At 63.2% G+C, this 18,054-nt stretch carries 16 protein-coding genes; 12 read left to right on the forward strand and 4 right to left on the reverse strand.

What is annotated here, in order from left to right; translation table 11 throughout:
- Nucleotides 1-47: 47 nt before the first annotated feature.
- Both LOY37_RS06690 and LOY37_RS06695 read right to left on the reverse strand, forming a co-directional pair.
- Nucleotides 48-1,241 carry an EAL domain-containing protein gene (locus tag LOY37_RS06690; RefSeq protein WP_045193498.1) on the reverse strand — a complete coding sequence of 398 codons (1,194 nt, stop codon included), beginning with the start codon at nucleotides 1,239-1,241 and terminating at the stop codon, nucleotides 48-50.
- Nucleotides 1,228-4,056, reverse strand: a complete 2,829-nt coding sequence (locus LOY37_RS06695; protein ID WP_213602151.1) for an ATP-binding protein — start codon at nucleotides 4,054-4,056, stop codon at nucleotides 1,228-1,230. Before LOY37_RS06695 ends, LOY37_RS06690 begins: the two co-directional genes overlap by 14 nt.
- Nucleotides 4,057-4,266: 210 nt before the next feature.
- Between LOY37_RS06695 and LOY37_RS06700 the strand changes: the two genes are divergently transcribed.
- The 6 genes from LOY37_RS06700 to LOY37_RS06725 all read left to right on the forward strand — a co-directional run bounded on the left by LOY37_RS06700 (nucleotide 4,267) and on the right by LOY37_RS06725 (nucleotide 10,499).
- Nucleotides 4,267-4,644: a hypothetical protein gene (locus tag LOY37_RS06700; RefSeq protein WP_093386285.1), complete on the forward strand. Its 378-nt coding sequence runs from the start codon at nucleotides 4,267-4,269 to the stop codon at nucleotides 4,642-4,644.
- Between the two features lie 198 nt (nucleotides 4,645-4,842).
- Entirely contained in the window at nucleotides 4,843-5,166 is a 324-nt protein-coding gene (locus LOY37_RS06705; protein WP_230090928.1) for a chemotaxis protein CheY, read from the forward strand.
- A 198-nt stretch (nucleotides 5,167-5,364) separates the two neighbouring features.
- Complete coding sequence (locus tag LOY37_RS06710) at nucleotides 5,365-7,692, forward strand: hypothetical protein (RefSeq protein WP_258716509.1); 2,328 nt, start codon at nucleotides 5,365-5,367, stop codon at nucleotides 7,690-7,692.
- Nucleotides 7,683-8,897: a hypothetical protein gene (locus LOY37_RS06715; protein ID WP_258716510.1), complete on the forward strand. Its 1,215-nt coding sequence runs from the start codon at nucleotides 7,683-7,685 to the stop codon at nucleotides 8,895-8,897. The genes LOY37_RS06710 and LOY37_RS06715 overlap by 10 nt, the downstream gene beginning before the upstream one ends.
- A gap of 10 nt (nucleotides 8,898-8,907) precedes the next feature.
- The gene (locus LOY37_RS06720) at nucleotides 8,908-9,561 is read left to right on the forward strand and encodes a DUF1266 domain-containing protein (protein WP_258716511.1); all 654 of its coding nucleotides are present in this window, start codon (nucleotides 8,908-8,910) and stop codon (nucleotides 9,559-9,561) included.
- A 41-nt stretch (nucleotides 9,562-9,602) separates the two neighbouring features.
- A complete protein-coding gene (locus LOY37_RS06725; RefSeq protein WP_258716512.1) occupies nucleotides 9,603-10,499 on the forward strand; it encodes a LysR substrate-binding domain-containing protein in 897 nt (298 codons plus the stop codon).
- On the opposite strand, the gene LOY37_RS06730 is transcribed toward LOY37_RS06725, so the two are convergent.
- A complete protein-coding gene (locus LOY37_RS06730; protein WP_258716513.1) occupies nucleotides 10,500-11,897 on the reverse strand; it encodes an amino acid permease in 1,398 nt (465 codons plus the stop codon).
- A gap of 203 nt (nucleotides 11,898-12,100) precedes the next feature.
- Between LOY37_RS06730 and LOY37_RS06735 the strand changes: the two genes are divergently transcribed.
- Nucleotides 12,101-12,904, forward strand: coding sequence for a phytanoyl-CoA dioxygenase family protein (locus LOY37_RS06735; protein WP_093386256.1), 804 nt, complete (start codon nucleotides 12,101-12,103; stop codon nucleotides 12,902-12,904).
- A 91-nt stretch (nucleotides 12,905-12,995) separates the two neighbouring features.
- Here LOY37_RS06735 and LOY37_RS06740 read toward each other — a convergent pair whose 3' ends face one another.
- The gene (locus tag LOY37_RS06740; protein ID WP_045193487.1) at nucleotides 12,996-13,220 is read right to left on the reverse strand and encodes a YdcH family protein; all 225 of its coding nucleotides are present in this window, start codon (nucleotides 13,218-13,220) and stop codon (nucleotides 12,996-12,998) included.
- A 120-nt stretch (nucleotides 13,221-13,340) separates the two neighbouring features.
- On the opposite strand from LOY37_RS06740, the gene LOY37_RS06745 reads away from it, so the two are divergent.
- The 5 genes from LOY37_RS06745 to LOY37_RS06765 all read left to right on the forward strand — a co-directional run bounded on the left by LOY37_RS06745 (nucleotide 13,341) and on the right by LOY37_RS06765 (nucleotide 18,030).
- The gene (locus LOY37_RS06745; protein WP_093386246.1) at nucleotides 13,341-13,706 is read left to right on the forward strand and encodes a 5-carboxymethyl-2-hydroxymuconate Delta-isomerase; all 366 of its coding nucleotides are present in this window, start codon (nucleotides 13,341-13,343) and stop codon (nucleotides 13,704-13,706) included.
- Between the two features lie 169 nt (nucleotides 13,707-13,875).
- The gene (locus LOY37_RS06750) at nucleotides 13,876-15,510 is read left to right on the forward strand and encodes a phosphoethanolamine transferase (protein WP_045193485.1); all 1,635 of its coding nucleotides are present in this window, start codon (nucleotides 13,876-13,878) and stop codon (nucleotides 15,508-15,510) included.
- A 99-nt stretch (nucleotides 15,511-15,609) separates the two neighbouring features.
- Entirely contained in the window at nucleotides 15,610-16,743 is a 1,134-nt protein-coding gene (gene rnd, locus LOY37_RS06755) for a ribonuclease D (RefSeq protein WP_093386236.1), read from the forward strand.
- The gene (locus LOY37_RS06760; protein WP_258716514.1) at nucleotides 16,740-17,033 is read left to right on the forward strand and encodes a YcgL domain-containing protein; all 294 of its coding nucleotides are present in this window, start codon (nucleotides 16,740-16,742) and stop codon (nucleotides 17,031-17,033) included. The genes rnd and LOY37_RS06760 overlap by 4 nt, the downstream gene beginning before the upstream one ends.
- A 64-nt stretch (nucleotides 17,034-17,097) precedes the next feature.
- Complete coding sequence (locus LOY37_RS06765) at nucleotides 17,098-18,030, forward strand: D-2-hydroxyacid dehydrogenase (RefSeq protein WP_045193705.1); 933 nt, start codon at nucleotides 17,098-17,100, stop codon at nucleotides 18,028-18,030.
- Nucleotides 18,031-18,054: the final 24 nt, after the last annotated feature.

Raw genomic sequence — 18,054 nt, forward strand, 5'->3', positions numbered from 1 at the left:
CTGGATGGAGTGTACCTCTGCTGGCAATTCAAGGGCGCTGCGGCCACTCAATAGAAGGTGGCCGGCCCGTCATTGGTGAGCAATTGCTGAAACTGCTCGGACGATACCGCGTGGGAAATCAAAAAACCCTGGGCCTGGTTGCAATCGATCTTGCGCAACAGGGCAAGCTCCTGGGGCGTCTCGACCCCTTCGGCGACCACCGTCAACCCTAGCTTGCGGCCCAGGGCGACGATGCTGGTCAGCGCCGAGGTCATGCTTTCGTTTTCATGGCAGCCCTGGACCAGGGCACGGTCGATCTTGAGCTCGGTGAACGGCGTCGAGACCAGGTTCATGTACGAGCTGTAGCCCTTGCCGAAGTCATCCTGGGACAGGCCGAAGCCTTTGATGCGCAGGCGGCAGGCGCCGGCGTAAAAGTTACTGATGTCCTGGGGCACCGAGCACTCCATCAGCTCGAAGCAGATCTTGCCGGGGATGCCCTGGTGGTGCAGGACGAACTCCAGCAAGCGGTCGGCCAGGTCATGGCTGTTGAGCAGGTGGGTCGGCAGGTTGATCGATACCGGAATGTCATACCCCTGCTGGCGCCAGCGCGCCTGGGCATGGATCGCCTGCTTGAGCATCAGCCACAGCAGGCGCTCTTCCAATTCGAAGGTCTTGAACGCCGGCAGGAACGCGCCGGGCAGCAGCACGCCTTGCTCCGGGTGCATCCAGCGCACCAGGGCTTCAGCGGCAACGATGCGGCCATTGCTGAGGGATTTTTTCGGCTGGAACCAGGCCTGGAACTGGCCGTTGCTCAGCCCATGGATAAGCGCCTGGTAGTCGAACTGCGCCACCGCCGGCGGCACCGGCGGCGCGCTGCGGTTCTTGCCGTTGAGCTGATCGGTGAGGTTGCGCAGGGCATCGGGCTTGACCGGCTTGGAGAGCAGGCCGATCACTTCGACGCCAAGGTTTTTGGCCACCAGGCTTGCAGCCATGAGCATGCGCTTGGAGGCGGCGCTCATGATTGCCAGGTCCGGTTTGCTGCGCAGCCTGGCCAGGCCCTGGATGAACTGCACGCCGTCCATGCCGGGCATCAGCAGGTCGGTCAGCACCAGGTCGAAGTCACGCCGCTGCAGGTGTTCCAGCGCTTCCTTGCCGTCCTGGGCCGCTTCGAAATGGAAATCGCCCAATTCGCTGAACAGGTGCTGCAAGTACATGTGCTGGAACGGGTGGTCCTCGACGATCAAGATGTTATAGGGCTTCATGAGAGGTCTCTTGATAAGGCGCCAGATAGTTGAACAAGGCCCGCAGCGCGAAAGGCTTGACCAGGCAATGATTCATTCCGGCTGCAAGGCATAGTTCGGCTTCGCCGCGCATGGCATTGGCCGTCGCTCCGATGATCGGGATCGAGCAGCCTTGGCGGCGCAGTTCTCTGGCCAGTTCGTAGCCATTGAGTTTGGGCATGTTCACATCGGTCAGGACCACGTCGAAGTGCCCGCTTTTCCACAATTGCAGGGCCTCGATACCGTCCCCCGCCAACTCGACGGTGCAGCCGAGCTCTTCGAGCTGATCACGCAGGATCAACTGGTTGATGATGTTGTCTTCGGCCACCAGGATGTGCAGCTCGAGTTTCTGCATTTCGCGCTTTTGCGGGTCATCGGTACGGGCGATCCACAGCCCCTGGGCCTGGCGGACGGCCTGGTAAAGAGCACTGAGGTGGTTGAGGTTGACCTGCCAGCGGCCGTCTTCCAGTTGCGGCTCGCAGCAGCCATGGGCGCTGGCCAGGATCAGCGGCCCGCTCCAGTCGGCCACCAGCGCTTGCTCGGCGCTGCCGGGGTGCAGCTCGAGCAGCAGGTGGCCGCTGGCGGCATCCGCCGGCGTTGGCCGCCCGACCTGGGCCCGGGCGCCCCAGCGGCGTAGCCAGCCGCTGATCGACTGCGCCAGCTCGCGAATCGGCGAGACTACGTAGATGGTCTCGGGCAACAGGTTGCCCTGGGCCGGCAGGTCGCTGCTGGCCGAGGCTTCTTCCAGTGGCAGGGTCAGGGTAAAACTGCTGCCCAGGCCCAGTTCGCTGACCATGCGCAACTGGCCGTTCATCAACTGGGTCAGGCGCTGGCAGATCGGCAGGCCCAGGCCGGTGCCGGCCACTACGTTGGTGTTGCCTTCAGTCTGGTAGAACGGCTCGAAAATGTACGGGTGGTCTTCCTCGGCGATGCCCTTGCCGGTATCCGACACCTGCCACATCAGGCTTGAACGCTCGCCATCGCGGTTGATCAGCTTGACCCGCAACACCACCCGGCCGCTGTCGGTGAACTTGACCGCATTGCTCAGCAGGTTGTTGAGGATCTGGCGGATCCGCGTCACGTCGCCAATCAGGCGCTCCGGCAGTTGCGGATCGAAGCAGGCGTACAACTGCAGGTTCTTGCCCTGGGCCGCGGCGCTGTAGCCCTGGATGACCTCGTGGACCAGCTCCGCGGGCGAGAACTCGCTCAGCTCCAGGGCCAGTTGCCCGGCTTCGATCTTCGACACATCCAGCACGTCGCAGATCAACTGCAACAGGGTCGCTGACGAGCCTTCGATCGCGTGCAGGTAATCGCGCTGCTGGGCATCGAGCTGGGTGCGCGCCAGCAGTTCCAGGGTACCCAGCACACCGTACAGCGGGGTGCGGATCTCGTGGCTCATGGTCGCCAGAAACAGCGTCTTGGCCTCGTTGGCGGCATCGGCCGATTGCCGCGCTTCTTCCAGCGCCGCTTCAACCTGCTTGCGCGCACTGATGTCGCTGAAGGCGCAGAACAGCACGTCTTCGCCGTTGTAGCGGGTCGGCGCGCTGCTCAGGTACAGGTGGCGGCCATCGGCGGTGGCGAAGTAGTCGCTGCGCTCGGCTTGCTGGCTGGCGAAGGCCTGGTTGATCCAGCCGGCGCACAGCACATCGCGCTCCAGGCCGTCGCCCAGCCATTGTTGCGCCAGGGTGTTTTCCAGCACCACCTTGCCGTCGGTGCGGCGCAGTACGCACAAGGCCACCGGTGCGGTCTGGATCACATCGCGGCTGAACGCCTCGCTTTCGATCAGGGCCTGGATGCGGTTGATCGCCGGTGCTATGAAGCGATGCTCGATGCGGCGCATCAGCAGCAGGATCAGGGTCACGGTGAACAGGCAGAACAGCAGCGAGCCGACCAACTGCTTCCACAACCCGGCCAGCACCGCCAGCAGGTCGATCGAGTACACCAGTTGCCAGTCCGAGGACTTCAAGTGCTTGCGGATCACCAGGTGGTCGGGTATCCAGCCGTCGCCGACAAAACCGAAGAAGTTTTCCCCCTGGGAGTTGAGCAGCATCTGCCCAAGGTGCGCATCGTGGCTGTTGGTGAACACCAGCATGCCTTCGGAGTTGAGCATCATGAACTCGCCGGCGCTCTGGTCATTGAGCGCCGCCGACACCTCGCGGCTGTCCATTTCCAGGCCCAGCCAGCCCGACTCGGCGTCGCGCTCATCCAGGCGAATGAAGATGTACAGGTACGAGCGCTGCTCGGTCTGGTCGGTCAGCCACAGTTCGGCGGCGGGGTAGGGGCTGTTGTCCTTGAGCGCCTGTAGCTGCTCAAGCATGCGCGGCGAAAACCCCGGCACCCCGGGGGCCGAGTTGTACAGGCGCCTGACCTGCGCGTTCGGCCCGGTGTCGACATACAGCAGGCTGACCTGCTTGTCCTTCATGTAATCGCGCATGCGCTGGGTCAGCCAGATGCTCCAGCGGTTGTCGCTGGTGCTGCCCAGTTGCAGGTGCACTTCTTCGCTCGATGGCAGGTAGACCAGGGACCTTGCCTGTTTCGACTTACGCACCGCCGACAGGCTCAGGCTCTCGAGCAAGGCCTCGCGGTTGGTGAAGAAGGTGTGCGCCTCGGCGATCGCGCTGCTCATGTAGCCGCGACGCTGGGAGATGTCGTTGTTGAAGGTGAACAACAGGAAGTTGTACACGCCGCTGAAGATGCCGATCAGCAAAACCACGGCGAACAACCGCAGCAAGCGGCGGGCGGCTTCGGGGCTGGAAAGAAGCGGGCTGATTTGCAGCAGGTAGCTTTTTAATCTCATTCGCCGACTCTAGTGAGTCGCGAATGCTGCAGACATCAGACAATCCTTAAACATAGGCCCTGGCGCAGGCGTTGACCAGCCAGCGGGCGCTTATTTGTCCGGTTCTGCGACCTGCTTGGCAAAGCGCAACAATGCCTATCAGACAATCCTTAAACATTGCGCCGTCTGGCCGACACTCAAGGTATCAACCGTTTTCGCAGGAGTGTCGGCATGAAGAGTAAATATGTTGCTATCGCTGCAGGGTTGCTGTTGGGTCTGAACGGGGCCTGCATGGCCGCCACGCCGGTTGCCCAGGGCGTGATCAATTTCACCGGCAGCATCGTCGAGTCGCCGTGCACGCCTTCGGCCCGGGCCGGTGCCTTGAACCTCAGCGATTGCCCGGCCCAGGCCCGGGGTACCCGCATCGAACTGCAGCAGGTCGTCCCGCAGGCTTCGGTCACTACGCCCGACCATGCGCCGGTCAACGTCAGGCTGGTGGCCGACAGCGGCACGGCCGGACGTTACTACAACCAGCAGTACGCGCTGCTGGATGCTTCCGGCAAGGCCCTGAGTTCCGGCGCCTACCTGATTACCCTGACCACGCCTTAAGGCTTGGGCGTAAGGGCGTTTGAGAATTGTCTTAGAGTCTCTGCACACGACCAACGGTAACCTTGCCAGTACTTCAGCGAGTCGCAGCGTTTATAAAGACTCGCGGAGCCCATCTGTCAGGTTTACCGAATGTCAAACATAGCATTGCGCATAGTGATCGCTGATCGGCAGCAGGATCAGCGAAGCAAGATAGAAAACATGCTCAACCGCCTGGGGTACAGCCGCGTTGCCCACTTGAGTAGCTTTCAAGCGTTGCAAGCCGCGACCCGGGCGCAGGGCACACCCTTCGACCTGTTGATCGTCAACACGGTGCTGGTGCCTTCCCGGCAGTTCAACCTGTTGAAGTTCTGCCACGACAACCCGCGCATCCGCCATGCGCTGATCTATGAAGGGCAACGCGCCGATTGCTCGCGGGTCTCGGTGCCGGTCAATGCCAGGATTCAACTGTGCCTGTCGCCGGCACCGGACCTCGACTCGATCAAGCGCTGCCTGCACAGTGTCGATCCGCTGTTTGCGCATTAATCAGCGCGCCCACCCCCTGCACCCGCTTGGATTTTCAAACGCCAACTGGTAGCGTGCAGCACCTCGCTGTATTGCCCGATCCCTTTCGTCATCGTTGCCTGTCCAGGGCCGACGTACACGAGTACCCGTTGGCCCGTTCAAGGGCGCCGGCGCAGGGCGCATCGGGCGATGCACAGTCATTCGCAAATGGAGTTCACAATGACGCAGAACAGCACCGTGCTGTCCGGAATCCAGCTGGATCAATTCATCGACCGTCTTGAGGTCGAACATCAGGAACACGGTGACGACCACGTGCTGGGCCTGCTGCGCGCCCAGCCGCTCAAGGCAGCCTCGCTGGAATCGATTGACCGTCTGCACGTGCTGTGGGTCAACGCCGGAGACGCCGACGCCTCCAGGGCGGTGCTGGCCGACGACGGCCAGGCGCTGATCGAGGCGACGCCAGAAGAGGCGCGCAACGAACTCAAGGTCAACCTGCTGATCTACCAGCTGCGCCTTTGCAACTACCTCAAAGACGAGCAAGGCCTGCTGCAGGCCCTCGACGCCCTGCAGCAACTGAGCAACGAGTCGCTGGCGTTCGATATCGAACAGTACCGGCGCTACCGCATTTTTGACGATCTGCAGCACACCACCCTCGACGTCGCCCTCAAGGCCATCGAGGTGCGTCACACCCTGGCGTTGATCAACCCCGGCCGCCATGCCTTGCGGGCCTGGGACGATGCCGACCAGCATCGGCGCCGGGCGCGGGTACTGGCTGCCCACGAACGTGACGAAGAGGCTCGCGAAGCGGCGCTGGCGGCAATTACCGCGTTGCGCACCGCTGCTGCTGACCAGGACGTCGACGGCAACGACTGGCTGTGGCTGGGCGATGCGCTGATCGAGATCGTGCCGCTGCGCCTGGCGATGTTCGAGCAACCTGTGGTGCAGTTGATCGCCGAGCTGTCGCTGCCCCAGCGCCGCGAGTGGGAAGTGCGCCTGGCGCGCCTGGCGGCGCGCTCATTGAAGGCCCAGGGCGACCTGCCCGGCGCCTTGAAAATCTGTGAAGTGGCGACCCTGGAACTGGACTCCAGCGGCGGTGACAACTTTGTTGAATTCCACTTGCCCTGGTTGCTTGAAAACGGTCAGATCGACGACGCCGGGCAGCGTGCATTCATGGAAATCTATGGCGTTCGCAGCCAGATGTGGCCGGGCACTGCCTACTGGGTACACGATCGTCTGCTCGATGCCGAGGACCAGTCGCCATGGTGGCCGCTGTGCGTGATGCGCGCCTGTGATGATCAAAAGGTCTTGGAGCGGTTTGTTTCCGGGCTGCCATGGCGCGACGAGTCGACGCCGTCCATGGGCCCGCTGCTCGATGCGCTGCATGCTGCCCGCGATGACCTTGAGCAGCTCGACAACGTTTTCGCCCAGGCCCTGGAAGAAGCCCGCCGCCGCGCGCCGAACTTCCCCTGGATCAACCGCCTGCTGGCAGTGCGTGAACGCCAGGCCGGGCGCATCGACGCCAACACTGAACTTACGATGCTGCGCGAGGCCGTTTCGGCCGGCAATATGCAAGACCACCGTAGCGCCTACAGCCTGTTCAGCGCCCATGCCAGTGTGTTCGGCATTGTCGATGCCTTGCGCCAACCGCTGCCGACAATGGCCGGTGGCATGAACTATTACAGTTTCGCTTGCAACATCGACGACCTGGTCGAGGTGGAAGTCGAGAAGCTCTCGAGCGAGGAAGCAGATCAGGCCTGGTCGTTGTTGCGCGAAGTACAAAAGCTGGCCTACGAACGCGGCCAGGCTCGCATGGAGCAATGCTTCGCCACCGGTCGCGGGCATCGTTACGATGCCTGTGCGCACATGTACTCAATGCTCTGCAACAACCTGGCGATCAACTACCGCTGCTATAACGACCAGCGCATGTATGAGCAGGCCCTGGAGCTGCATGCCCGTGGCATTGCCGCCAGTCCGTTCGCAGAACACTATCATGGCACCCTGCAAAACCGCATTGAGCTGGGGGATGACGCGGGCATCGCCGAAGCCGCCGAACAGCTCTGGCACTTCGCCGCCGACTATGGCTACAGCCGCCACGACCCCGAAGAGTACCTGTTCGAAGTCAGCCGGGCCCTGTACCGCCTGGACCGCGAACGCGAAATCCTGATCTGGCTTGAGCGCGTGCTCAAATGGCAGGAAGAGCAAGGAGTCGCCGACAAAGACCTGGAAGTCTCGCAACTGTTCGCGCGGATAAAAGTGGCCACGTACCTGTCGTACAACCTGCCGGAGGCCGCCACCAGCCTGTGGCTGCGCTACGCGCCCTATGTCAACGAAGGTGACATCCCCAGCCTGCTGGGTTGCTCCGGCGATGTGCTCAAGGGCCTGGGGCGCAAGGAAGAGGCCATCGCCTACTACCAGCGCTCGATCCTGCGCAGTGATCCGGACAACGCTATCGACCAGAGCAACAATGAAATCTTCAGCCAGAGCATCGCCGAGCTGCAGGCCGTTGAAAAACCGGCTGGCAAGGCCTGGTGGCAGATATGGAAGTGACACCGCAGCTGCGACAGTCCGGTTACGCCCCGCGCAACGCACTCAATGCCGATCAACTCAAGCGCGCCATTGCCGAGCGCAGCAAGGCCCGTGGTGATGCACCAGAGGTGGGCAAATGGTTGCTCAACCATTTCTACCGGCACCTGGTCGGCAACTTCGAGCCGGCACGGCCGATCCTGACCTTGGAGCAGGCGGTCGAGGCGCTGGGGGCCGAACCGCCGCCGTGGGTGGCCAGGCATTTGGGCGACGCCGGCAAACAGTCGCAGCAGGCGCCGCTGGTCTGGATCGATCCGCAGCAGGCGCCACTGCTGGCCGAGGAGGCCTTGCTGGTGGAGTTCCTGACCTCGCGCCAGGGCACCGCGCTGGCTGGCAAGCTCGACCGCATCAACTGCCCGCAGGCGCTGGCGCTGTGGCACAAGGAGCATGCGCAGATGGCCGCGCGGGTCGAGCAGGGCTGGCGCCAGAGCCAGCCCGAGGCCTTGCTCACGCGGGTGACCACTGCTGAGCACGTATTGCAGGAGCTGCGCCCCGAGAGCCCTTTGCTGCGCGCCGAGATGGCCTTTGAAAGCTACGTGATGCGCCACTGCCTGGGCCAGTTCGCCGATCGCCGCGCCCTCACCGGCGGCTACGGCGAGCGCTATGCCGAAGCGGTGGAGCAGCGGCGCATGCGCGTGTTGAGTTTTCGCGACGGCCAGGGCCAGCCACACATCACCATCAGCCTGATCGTTCAGGCCGACGGCACCTTGACCGTCGAGCAGGTCAAGGGCAAGCAGAACCGGCCGCCGGTCGAGCGTTATTACCAGGACTTGCTGCAGTGCCTGAATGCCCTGGGCACCGACCAGCAGACGCCCGCCGACTGCATCGCCATCGGCATCGTACGCACCGATGCCGGTTGGCTGCGCATCGAAGAGGTCAGCGACCCGACCGCGCAGACCCGCCTGGTGGCGCGCTATCCGCAGCTGTACGAGCGCCTCGAAGCGCCTTCGGCCATGGTCGAGTGGCTGGTGGCCGGGCGTCAGCCGCAGCAGTTCTTGCAGGCTGGCCCGCAAGCGGTGTCGGTCAAGTACGCCACCCGGCATATCGTCAGCAAGCGCGCTGAGCGTCAGCTCAATGATCCGCTGTACCAGACCGAAGGCGTGCCATGGCCGGACATGACGCCGGCCGAGGGTGAGGAAATCCAGGCCTGGCAGGCCCGGGCAAGGTAAGGAGAAGCGCATGTTTTTACTGATCGCGGCTGTTGTTTCAGCCTGGTTGTTGTGGCGGGCATTGCGACCGCGCGCCGCGCCGTTGTTCAGCCAGCGCAAGCACTGGTCGCTGTTGCTGGCCAGGCCCATGGCCGATGCGATGGGCGTCGAGGGCTTCTACTCGCCGGCCTGCGATCACTTCAACGAGCAAGCGCAGAAGATCGTGCGGGCAGCGTTGCTGCACCAGGCCGGGGTTCGCAGCAACTGCGATGACGAGGCCGTGCGTGCGCACTTGCGCACGAGCCTCGAACAGCAATGGTACAGCCTCGACCTGCAGGCGCTGACGGCCAGCGATGAGCCGCGTGCGGCCATGGCCTTTGCCTGTGCGCGGGTGGCGTTTGTGGCCCGTTGTGCGCTGCTGATGCGCTGGCTCGAGCCTGACCTTGCCTGGCGTGTGCTGCTGCTCAATGCGCAGCGGGCGCAGGACTGTTTCGACAGTTGGGAAGATTTCGGCAAAGCCTATAAACTGGGGCGCGAGCAGTGGGTCGCGGCGTTTCGCGTCGACTCGCTGGGCGAAGCGTTCCACGAGCAGCATCTGCGCCAGTTGCTGGCCCCCGGCAGCGGTGCCTGGGCTGATATCCCCTGGCATACGCCCGCGGCGTTGAGCCCGGCGCTGGCGAGGTAACAGCGCGACTGTTGGTTCCAGCATCCCAGAGGGGCATTGCGATGATCGGCTTCACCTTTCGCCAGTTGGAGTATTTCGTCGCTGCCGCCGAGCAGGGCAGCGTCAGTGCTGCGGCGCGCACCAAGCATATTTCCCAACCGTCGGTGTCACTGGCGCTGTCGCAGCTGGAGGCGAGCCTGGGCGAGAAGCTCTTTCATCGCCAGGTCAGCCGTGGCCTGGAGCTGACCCCGGCCGGGCGCAAGCTGCTCGAACAGGCGCGCGACATGCTCAACCTGGCCTCGGCCATCAGCGGCAAGGGCGAGCAGCAACAGGTGATGCGCGGGAGCCTGAGCCTGATCTGCTTCCAGGACCTGGGGCCCTATTACGCGCCGCGCTTGCTGAGCGGCTTTCGCCGGCGCCATCCGGAAGTCACCATCACCTTGTTCGAGGCCGATCTTGCCGAGGTCAACCGGCGCCTTGCCGATGGCAAGGCGGAGCTGGCGCTGACCTATGACGTGGGGCTCGATGCGCCGATCGAAAAGCGCGTGCTGGCGCAGCTGACGCCTTACGCCCTGCTGCCGGCCGACCACCCGCTGGCGTTGCAGGAGCGGGTATCGCTGGTGGACCTGGCCACGGAGTGTTTGATTCTCGAAGACATCGCCCGGACCCGCGAATACTTTCTTTCGCTGTTCTGGGCCCATGACCTGCAACCGGCCAGCCTGCAACTGACCCAGACTTTCGAGATGCAGCGCGGGCTGGTCGCCCATGGCTATGGCGTGGCGCTGTCTTGCACCCGGCCGGTGGCCGATTGCAGCTACGACGGCCAGCCGCTGGCCTGCCGGCCTCTGCTGGAAACGGTCAGCCCGCAGCCGGTGGTGCTGGCCCAGTCCAGTGCCATGCGCCCGTCACCGGCGGCGCAGGCCTTCCTCGACTGGGCCAGCGAGCAGCTGGCGAGCTGATCAGTTACCCGGCGATCCGGCCAGCCTGACCTGCGGTTGGCGGGCGACGAACAGCCAGTAGCCCAGTGACAGCAGGGCCAGCCAGCCGATGCCCACGTACAGGGCCATGCGCGTGTCGGGGAACCAGGCCAGCACGCCGAAGATGAACAGCATGAACACCACCGCGCAGGCCGGGCCGACCGGCCAGAACGGCACCGGGAAGTGCAGCCTTGCCACCTCGTCGGCGCTCATTCTGCGGCGCATGACGATCTGCGACAGCAGGATCATCAGCCACACCCAGACGATCGAAAAGGTCACCACCGCCGCGAGGATCAGGAACAGGTTGTCCGGCGCCAGGTAGTTGAGCACCACCCCCAGCAGCAGGGCCACGGCCATCACCACCACGGTCATCCACGGCACACCGAAGCGCGACAGCTGGGCGAAGCTGGCCGGTGCCTGGCCGTTGTGGGCCATGCCGTACATCATCCGCCCGGCGCTGAAGATGTCGCTGTTGATCGCCGACACCGCCGCCGAAATCACCACGATGTTCAGCAGCGTCGCCGCCGAGCCAATGCCCAGGCCGCTGAAAATCTGCACGAAGGGGCTACCTTCGCTGCCGATCTTCGACCAGGGGTAGATCGACATCAGCACCAACAGGGTGAACACGTAGAACAGCAGGATGCGCAGCGGTACCGAGTTGATCGCCCGGGGGATCACCCGCTGCGGGTCCTTGGCTTCGCCGGCGGTGATGCCGATCATCTCGACGCCGCCGAAGGCAAACATCACCACGGTGAACGAGGCGATCATGCCGCCTACGCCGTTGGGGAAGAAGCCGCCATGGCTCCACAGGTTGCTCACCGCCGCCAGGGGCTCGCCGGCGCCGCCCAGCTGGATGCCGAACATCAGCACGGCGGCGCCGGCAAGGATCATCGAGACGATGGCGGTGACTTTCAGCAGCGACAGCCAGAACTCCAGTTCGCCAAACACCCGCACGCTGCACAGGTTCAGCGCGCCGATGAAGAAGACGATGCCCAGCACCCAGATCCAGCGCGGCGTGTCGGGGAACCAGAAGCTCATGTAAACGCCGAAGGCGGTGACATCCGCCAGGCACACCACCAGCATCGAGAAGGCGTAGCTCCAGCCGGTGAGAAAACCGGCAAAGCGCCCCAGGTACTGGCTGGCGTATTGCCCGAAGGAGCCGGACACCGGGTTGCGCACGGCCATCTCGCCGAGGGCGCGCATCATCATGTAGATCGCCGCGCCACCGATCAGGTAGGCGAGCAACACCGAAGGGCCGGCCAGTTTGATGGCCGCTGCAGAGCCATAGAAAAGCCCGGTGCCGATGGCAGAACCGAGCGCCATGAAGCGAATGTGGCGGGTACTCAGACCGCGCCGCAAGGCGGTGCTGTTTTCGTTCATCCCAGGTAACTCCTCGTTGTTCTTATTCTTGGATAGCAAGGCGCCGTAGGACACAGGCAGGGCCATTAACCGGCCAAAGGCGGCGGGCTGACAACCGTCGCGCCATACAGATTGCCTATAGTGGCGCATAGGTAATCTGTGGTTTACCGGCTGCGCGCGGGCGCCCAATACTTTTGTCATTACAACAAGAGAGGTGGTCTGCGATGAATGCCGATATCGAACAGTTCCAGCGTGACGGTGCAGTGGTCTTGCGTGGCGTGTTCCGCGACTGGATCGAACCGCTGCGCGAAGGTTTTGAACAGAACCTGGCCGCGCCCAGCGCCTTTGCCATTGAGAACGTCGGCAGTGGCGAAGGCGGGCGCTTCTTCGAGGATTACTGCAACTGGCAACGCATCCCGGCATTCAAGGACTTCGTGCTCAACTCGCCCGCTGCGGCGCTTGCCGGGGCGCTGATGCAGTCGCGGCAAGTGCAGGTGTTCCATGAACACATCCTGGTCAAGGAGCCGGGCACCTCCAAGCCCACGCCCTGGCACCAGGACCTGCCGTACTACTGCGTCGACGGCCTGCAAACCGCCAGCTACTGGATACCGCTGGACCCGGTCACCCGCCACAACACCCTGAGCGTGGTCCTCGGCTCCCATCGCTGGCCCAAGCCGGTTCGGCCCAAGAGCTGGGCCAGCAACAAGGATTTCTATGGCGCCACCGATGCCGGCTCCGGTGAAAGCCTGTTCATGGACATGCCGGACGTGGAGAACGGCGAATACCAGATTCTTTCGCCGGAGCTTGAACCAGGTGATGCGGTGGTGTTCGATTTTCGTACCGTGCATGGCGCCGCCGGCAACAACGGCAGCAACCGCCGCCGGGCCTTCTCGACGCGTTTCATGGGTGATGACGTGCGCTATATCCAGCGGCCCGGCCGGACCTCACCGCCGTTTCCGGGGATTGATCTGAAGAGCGGCGATCGCATGCGCGAGGACTGGTTTCCGGTGGTGTGGGCGCGGTCTTAAGGGGGGGTGGCAGGAGCGAGCTTGCCTGGCGATGCGATGTGGCAGGTAGATCGCTATCGCGGGTCAAGCCCGCTCCCACAGGTAGTGCGGGTTACTTAAGATGGGCGACGATCTCGTCCTTGATCTTCAGGCGTTCCTTGCGTAGCCGGGTGACGGTGTCATCGGCGGCGCTATTGTTCTCGGCATCGACGACTTCGGCGTCTTTGCGGTTGTAGTCTTCATGCAGCTGACTCAGCCGCGGGTCGTGTTGTTTCTTCTCGATGAACTGGTCCTTGGTCAGATTCAAGTCTGCGAGTAAATCGTGCTTGACCGGCATTTCTTCACCTCTCCGGGGTTTGTGGGGTGGAAGTCATGAACTTAGAGGATAGTCGGCTTTGCCGGGTTTCGCGGCTGGGGTAGTCTGTTGCAACATTTGCCCTGCCCAGGACTCCGTGCAATGCCTCATCTTCATGTGGAATACAGCGACAACCTGAAAAACCTCGAGGTCGACCGCCTGTTGCTGCGCCTTAACCACGCCCTGGTCGGTAGCGGCCAGTTTGCCGAAGAGCTGGACATCAAGAGCCGCGCCGTGGCCCTGGGCAGTTTTCGCGTGGGCGTGGCGCCGGTAGAGCGTGCGTTCGCCCACATCAAGCTGGCGATCCTCAGCGGCCGTTCGGCCGAGATCAAACGCCAGCTGTCGGCGAGCCTGCTGGAGGTGCTCAAGGAGGCCGTGCCAGGCACGCCGGAGCTGGACATCCAGCTGTGCGTCGAGGTAATCGATATTGATCGCGATTCCTATTCAAAAGTGCACCTGCCGGGGTAAACAGGCTGGTGCCTGAACACACGCTGAACGTAATACTTAAATAGACGCCAAGCGACTATTTGTTGGCGTCTTTTTCACAAAAAATTGATGACTGGCTACTTAAAGTTCGGGCTGTTTCCAGGTAGTGCCGCAACGGCACTGTTCCCGACGTTTAAATAAGCGAACCATCATGTTCAAGGTCAAACCCCTGCGGGCCGAATGGGTCACGTTGATTGCCAGCCTGTACCTGTTGATCGGCTTCAACTCGTTATTGTGGCAACACCTGGCCTCGGTGCTTGCCACCGATGCCCACGGCCTGCTGCTGCGCGCGGCCTTTGGGGTGATGATCCTCTGTGCGTTCAACCTGGTATTGACCCTGCTGGCCTTCAGGCCGCTGCTCAAACCGCTGCTGATTACCTTGTTCATGGTCAGTGCCGCAGTGGCGTACTTCATGAGCCAGTACGGGGTAATGATCGATGTCGGCATGCTGCGCAATGCCATGGAGACGAATGCCACGGAAGTGCGTGACCTGCTCTCGATTAAACTTTTTTTATATATAACGTTTTTAGGTGTCTTGCCTTCTTTGTTGTTGTACAAGACGCCGGTTTTATACCGTAACTGGGCCCGTGAATTGTTCGGCAAGTTACTCGCCAGTGTCGCCTGTGTTGTGGTGCTGGGCGCCGTCGCGCTGATCAACTACCAGGGCCTGGCTTCGCTGTTTCGCAATCACCATGAAATCCGCCTGCTGCTGGTGCCGAGCAATTTTGTCGGCGCCTCCCTGGGCTATGTCGGCGAGCGCGTTGGCAGCGCCGCCAAGCCGTTTCGCGCCATCGGCGAGGACGCCAGGCTCGACGTCGCCTGGCAGCAACGTACGCGCAAGTCGCTGACTGTGCTGGTGGTCGGCGAGAGCGCGCGGGCGCCGAACTTCGGGGTGCTCGGCTATGGCCGTGACACCACACCGCAACTGAGCCAGGAAAAGGGCCTGATCGCCTTCACCGACGTGCACTCCTGCGGCACCGAAACCGCCGTGTCGGTGCCGTGCATGTTCTCCGGCTTCACCCGCAAGGATTACGACGCCAGCACCGCAAAAAACCAGGAAGGCCTGCTCGATGTGCTGCAGCGGGCAGGGCTGGCGGTGCGCTGGCGTGATAACCAGTCTGGCTGCAAGGGCACTTGCGACCGGGTGGTGTTTGAGGATGTCAGCAACCTCAAGGACCCGGCGCTGTGCGCCGATGACGAGTGCCGCGACGAGATCCTGCTCAAGGGCCTGGACAGCTTCATCGACAACCTGCAACAGGACACCGTGCTGGTCCTGCACCAGATGGGCAGCCACGGGCCGGACTACTACAAGCGTTACCCCAAAGCGTACGAGCGCTTCACTCCGGTGTGCCGCAGCAACGCCCTCAACCAGTGCAGCCAGGAGAGCATCGTCAACGCCTATGACAACACCCTGGTGTACACCGACCATGTCCTCGCTTCGCTGATCGACCTCTTGCGCAGCAAGCAGGACAAGGTCGACACCGCCATGCTGTACCTCTCCGACCACGGCGAATCGCTCGGTGAGTACAACCTGTACCTGCATGGCACGCCGTACATGCTGGCGCCGGAGCAGCAAAAACACGTGCCGCTGCTGGCGTGGTTCTCCGACAGTTACAAGGCCAGCTTCGGCGTCGACAGCGACTGCCTGCAGAAGGCCCGTAATCAACCGCTGAGCCAGGACAATCTGTTCCATTCCATGCTCGGCCTGCTGCAGGTGCACACCGCCCTGTACAAGCCGCAGCTGGACCTGTTCGCCAGTTGCCGGCCGATGTTGGCCCGGCACTGATCACAGGCGCGGTAGCGGCGGCAGGGATAGCGGTCGAGTGGTTTCCCGACGATGGCCTGCGCCGTATATACTGCGCGCCATTGTTTGTGGGAGAGCCTTGTGGCCATTGATATTCACTGGATTTGCGATGACCGCAGCCTGGCAGAGCATTGCCAGCAGTGGCGCACGCTGCCCTTCGTGGCACTCGACACTGAGTTCATGCGGGTCGATACCTTTTATCCGAAAGCCGGTTTGATCCAGGTCGGCGACGGGGCACGGGCCTACCTGATCGATCCACTGCGCATCGGCGACTGGCAGCCACTGGCCGGCCTGCTCGAAGATGCGCAGGTGATCAAGGTCCTGCATGCCTGCAGCGAAGACCTCGAAGTGCTGTCGCGCCTGACCGGCAGCCTGCCGGCGCCGTTGTTCGACACCCAGCTGGCCGCCGGTTACCTCAACCTGGGCTTCTCCATGGGCTATTCGCGCCTGGTCCAGGAAGTGCTGGGCATTGACCTGCCCAAGGGTGAAACCCGCTCCGACTGGCTGCAACGCCCGCTGTCGGACACCCAGGTCAGCTACGCCGCCGAAGACGCCGTGCACCTGGCCGAACTGTACGAGCGCCTGCGCCCGCAATTGTCGGATGACAAGAACGCCTGGGTGCTTGAAGACGGCGCCGAACTGGTTGCCCAGCTGCGCCGCGAAACCGATCCCCTTGAGCTATACCGCGAAGCCAAGCTGGCCTGGAAGCTGTCGCGTGCGCAACTGGCGGTACTGCGCGAGCTGTGCGCCTGGCGCGAGCGCGAGGCCCGTGCGCGCGACCTGCCGCGCAACCGCATCGTGCGTGAAAACGCCTTGTGGCCGATGGCCCGCACCCAGCCCGACTCACTGTCGGCGCTGGCCAAGATCGAAGACATGCACCCGCGCACCATTCGTCAGGATGGCGAGTTTTTGCTCGGCCTGATCAAGCAGGCCGCCAGCCTGCCGCCGGAGCAATGGCCTCCGGCGGTGCCCGAGCCGCTGCCGATCGAAGCCTCGGCGCTGCTCAAGCAACTGCGCGCCATCGGCCAGGCCGAGGCCGAGCGCCTGAACATCGCCCCCGAGCTGATGCTGCGCAAGAAAACCCTGGAACTGCTGCTCAAGAGCGGCTACCCCAACGGACCCTATCAACTCCCCGAGTCGCTGCGCGGCTGGCGCCGTGAGCGCATGGGGCAGGCGCTGCTTGATTGCCTGGCGGGCGCCGGAGACCAACCATGAAACGTATCTGCTCGATCTACAAGAGCCCGCGCAAGAACGAAATGTACCTGTACGTGCTCAAGGCCGACGGCCTGGAGCGCGTGCCCCAAGGCCTGCTGCCGTTCTTTGGCAAGCCGGTGCATGCCTTCGACCTGGTCCTGAGCCCGGAGCGCCAGCTGGCCCGCGAAGATATTGCCAAGGTCCTGGAAAACCTCGAACAGCAGGGTTACCACCTGCAAATGCCACCGGCCGAGGACGAGTACATCGAGCACCTGCCAGAAGAGCTGCTGCGTCGCAACGACCCGGTCTGATCCCCTTCTTTGTCGCGCCGCCAGCCCCTGGCGGCTTGCGCCGTTACCCAAGGTTGCAATGAACATGCGTGTTTTGATCGCTGAACAGGATCATGCCCTCTACGCTCGGCTGTTGCGCGAGATGGCACCGGACCTGGAGGTCCTGAACAGTGGCGATTCGGCCGAGCTTGCGCGGATGGCCGCCGCCAGCCCGGTGTGGCTGGGCCAGCCGGACCTGCTGGCGACCTTGCTGCGCCAGGGCCACCAGCCGCAGTGGCTGCAGTCGACCTGGGCCGGCATCACCCCGCTGCTGGCTGACGGCCTGCAGCGCGACTACCGCCTGACCCGGGCGGTGGGCATCTTTGGCCAGGTCATGGCCGAGTATGTGCTCACCTACATGCTCGGCCACGAGCGCGAGGTACTGGCGCGCCTGGTCAGCCAGGTCGAGCGCAAGTGGGATGACCGCCCCGGACGCAGCCTGCAAGGGCGCCGGGCGCTGATCGTCGGCACCGGTGATATCGGCCAGCAGGTGGCGCAGTTTCTGGTTCCGTTTGGCGTGCAGTTGTACGGCATCGCCAGCCAGCCGCGTGAGCAGGCGCCGTTTATCGAAGTGGCCGGCCTTGACGACCTGGGGCGTCTGGTCGGCGAGGTCGATTATGTCATCAACCTGCTGCCCGATACCCCGGCAACCCATGACCTGTACGACGCCGCGTTGTTTCAGCGCTTCAACCCCGAGGCGCTGTTCATCAATGCCGGGCGCGGTGTGGCGGTGGTCGATGGCGACCTCGTCGAGGCTTTGAAGAAAGGCCATCTGGCCGGTGCGGTGATCGATGTCTGCCGGCAGGAGCCGCTGCCCCAGCGCCATCCGTTCTGGACCGCCTGGGGCTTGCTGCTGACCGGGCACAGCTCGGCACCGACATCGCCTTCGGCGATGGTGCGCTTGTTTGTCGAGAACTTGCGGGCGTATCAGGCGGGTCAAGGGCTGCGCGGGGAAGTGGACTTTCAGCGCGGCTATTAAACGTCTCGACTTGACCCGCGAAAC

It is taken from the genome of Pseudomonas sp. B21-012 (genome assembly GCF_024749305.1).
Taxonomy (GTDB): Bacteria; Pseudomonadota; Gammaproteobacteria; order Pseudomonadales; family Pseudomonadaceae; genus Aquipseudomonas.

Coding starts and splice junctions, on each gene's coding strand:
- LOY37_RS06735 (WP_093386256.1), top strand. CDS start 12,101: ATGAATGCCGATATCGAACAGTTCCAGCGTGACGGTGCAGTGGTCTTG.
- LOY37_RS06760 (WP_258716514.1), top strand. CDS start 16,740: ATGAAACGTATCTGCTCGATCTACAAGAGCCCGCGCAAGAACGAAATG.
- LOY37_RS06705 (WP_230090928.1), top strand. CDS start 4,843: ATGCTCAACCGCCTGGGGTACAGCCGCGTTGCCCACTTGAGTAGCTTT.
- LOY37_RS06715 (WP_258716510.1), top strand. CDS start 7,683: ATGGAAGTGACACCGCAGCTGCGACAGTCCGGTTACGCCCCGCGCAAC.
- LOY37_RS06750 (WP_045193485.1), top strand. CDS start 13,876: ATGTTCAAGGTCAAACCCCTGCGGGCCGAATGGGTCACGTTGATTGCC.
- LOY37_RS06690 (WP_045193498.1), bottom strand. CDS start 1,241: ATGAAGCCCTATAACATCTTGATCGTCGAGGACCACCCGTTCCAGCAC.
- LOY37_RS06710 (WP_258716509.1), top strand. CDS start 5,365: ATGACGCAGAACAGCACCGTGCTGTCCGGAATCCAGCTGGATCAATTC.
- LOY37_RS06765 (WP_045193705.1), top strand. CDS start 17,098: ATGCGTGTTTTGATCGCTGAACAGGATCATGCCCTCTACGCTCGGCTG.
- LOY37_RS06700 (WP_093386285.1), top strand. CDS start 4,267: ATGAAGAGTAAATATGTTGCTATCGCTGCAGGGTTGCTGTTGGGTCTG.
- LOY37_RS06740 (WP_045193487.1), bottom strand. CDS start 13,220: ATGCCGGTCAAGCACGATTTACTCGCAGACTTGAATCTGACCAAGGAC.
- LOY37_RS06725 (WP_258716512.1), top strand. CDS start 9,603: ATGATCGGCTTCACCTTTCGCCAGTTGGAGTATTTCGTCGCTGCCGCC.
- LOY37_RS06730 (WP_258716513.1), bottom strand. CDS start 11,897: ATGAACGAAAACAGCACCGCCTTGCGGCGCGGTCTGAGTACCCGCCAC.
- LOY37_RS06695 (WP_213602151.1), bottom strand. CDS start 4,056: ATGAGATTAAAAAGCTACCTGCTGCAAATCAGCCCGCTTCTTTCCAGC.
- LOY37_RS06745 (WP_093386246.1), top strand. CDS start 13,341: ATGCCTCATCTTCATGTGGAATACAGCGACAACCTGAAAAACCTCGAG.
- LOY37_RS06720 (WP_258716511.1), top strand. CDS start 8,908: ATGTTTTTACTGATCGCGGCTGTTGTTTCAGCCTGGTTGTTGTGGCGG.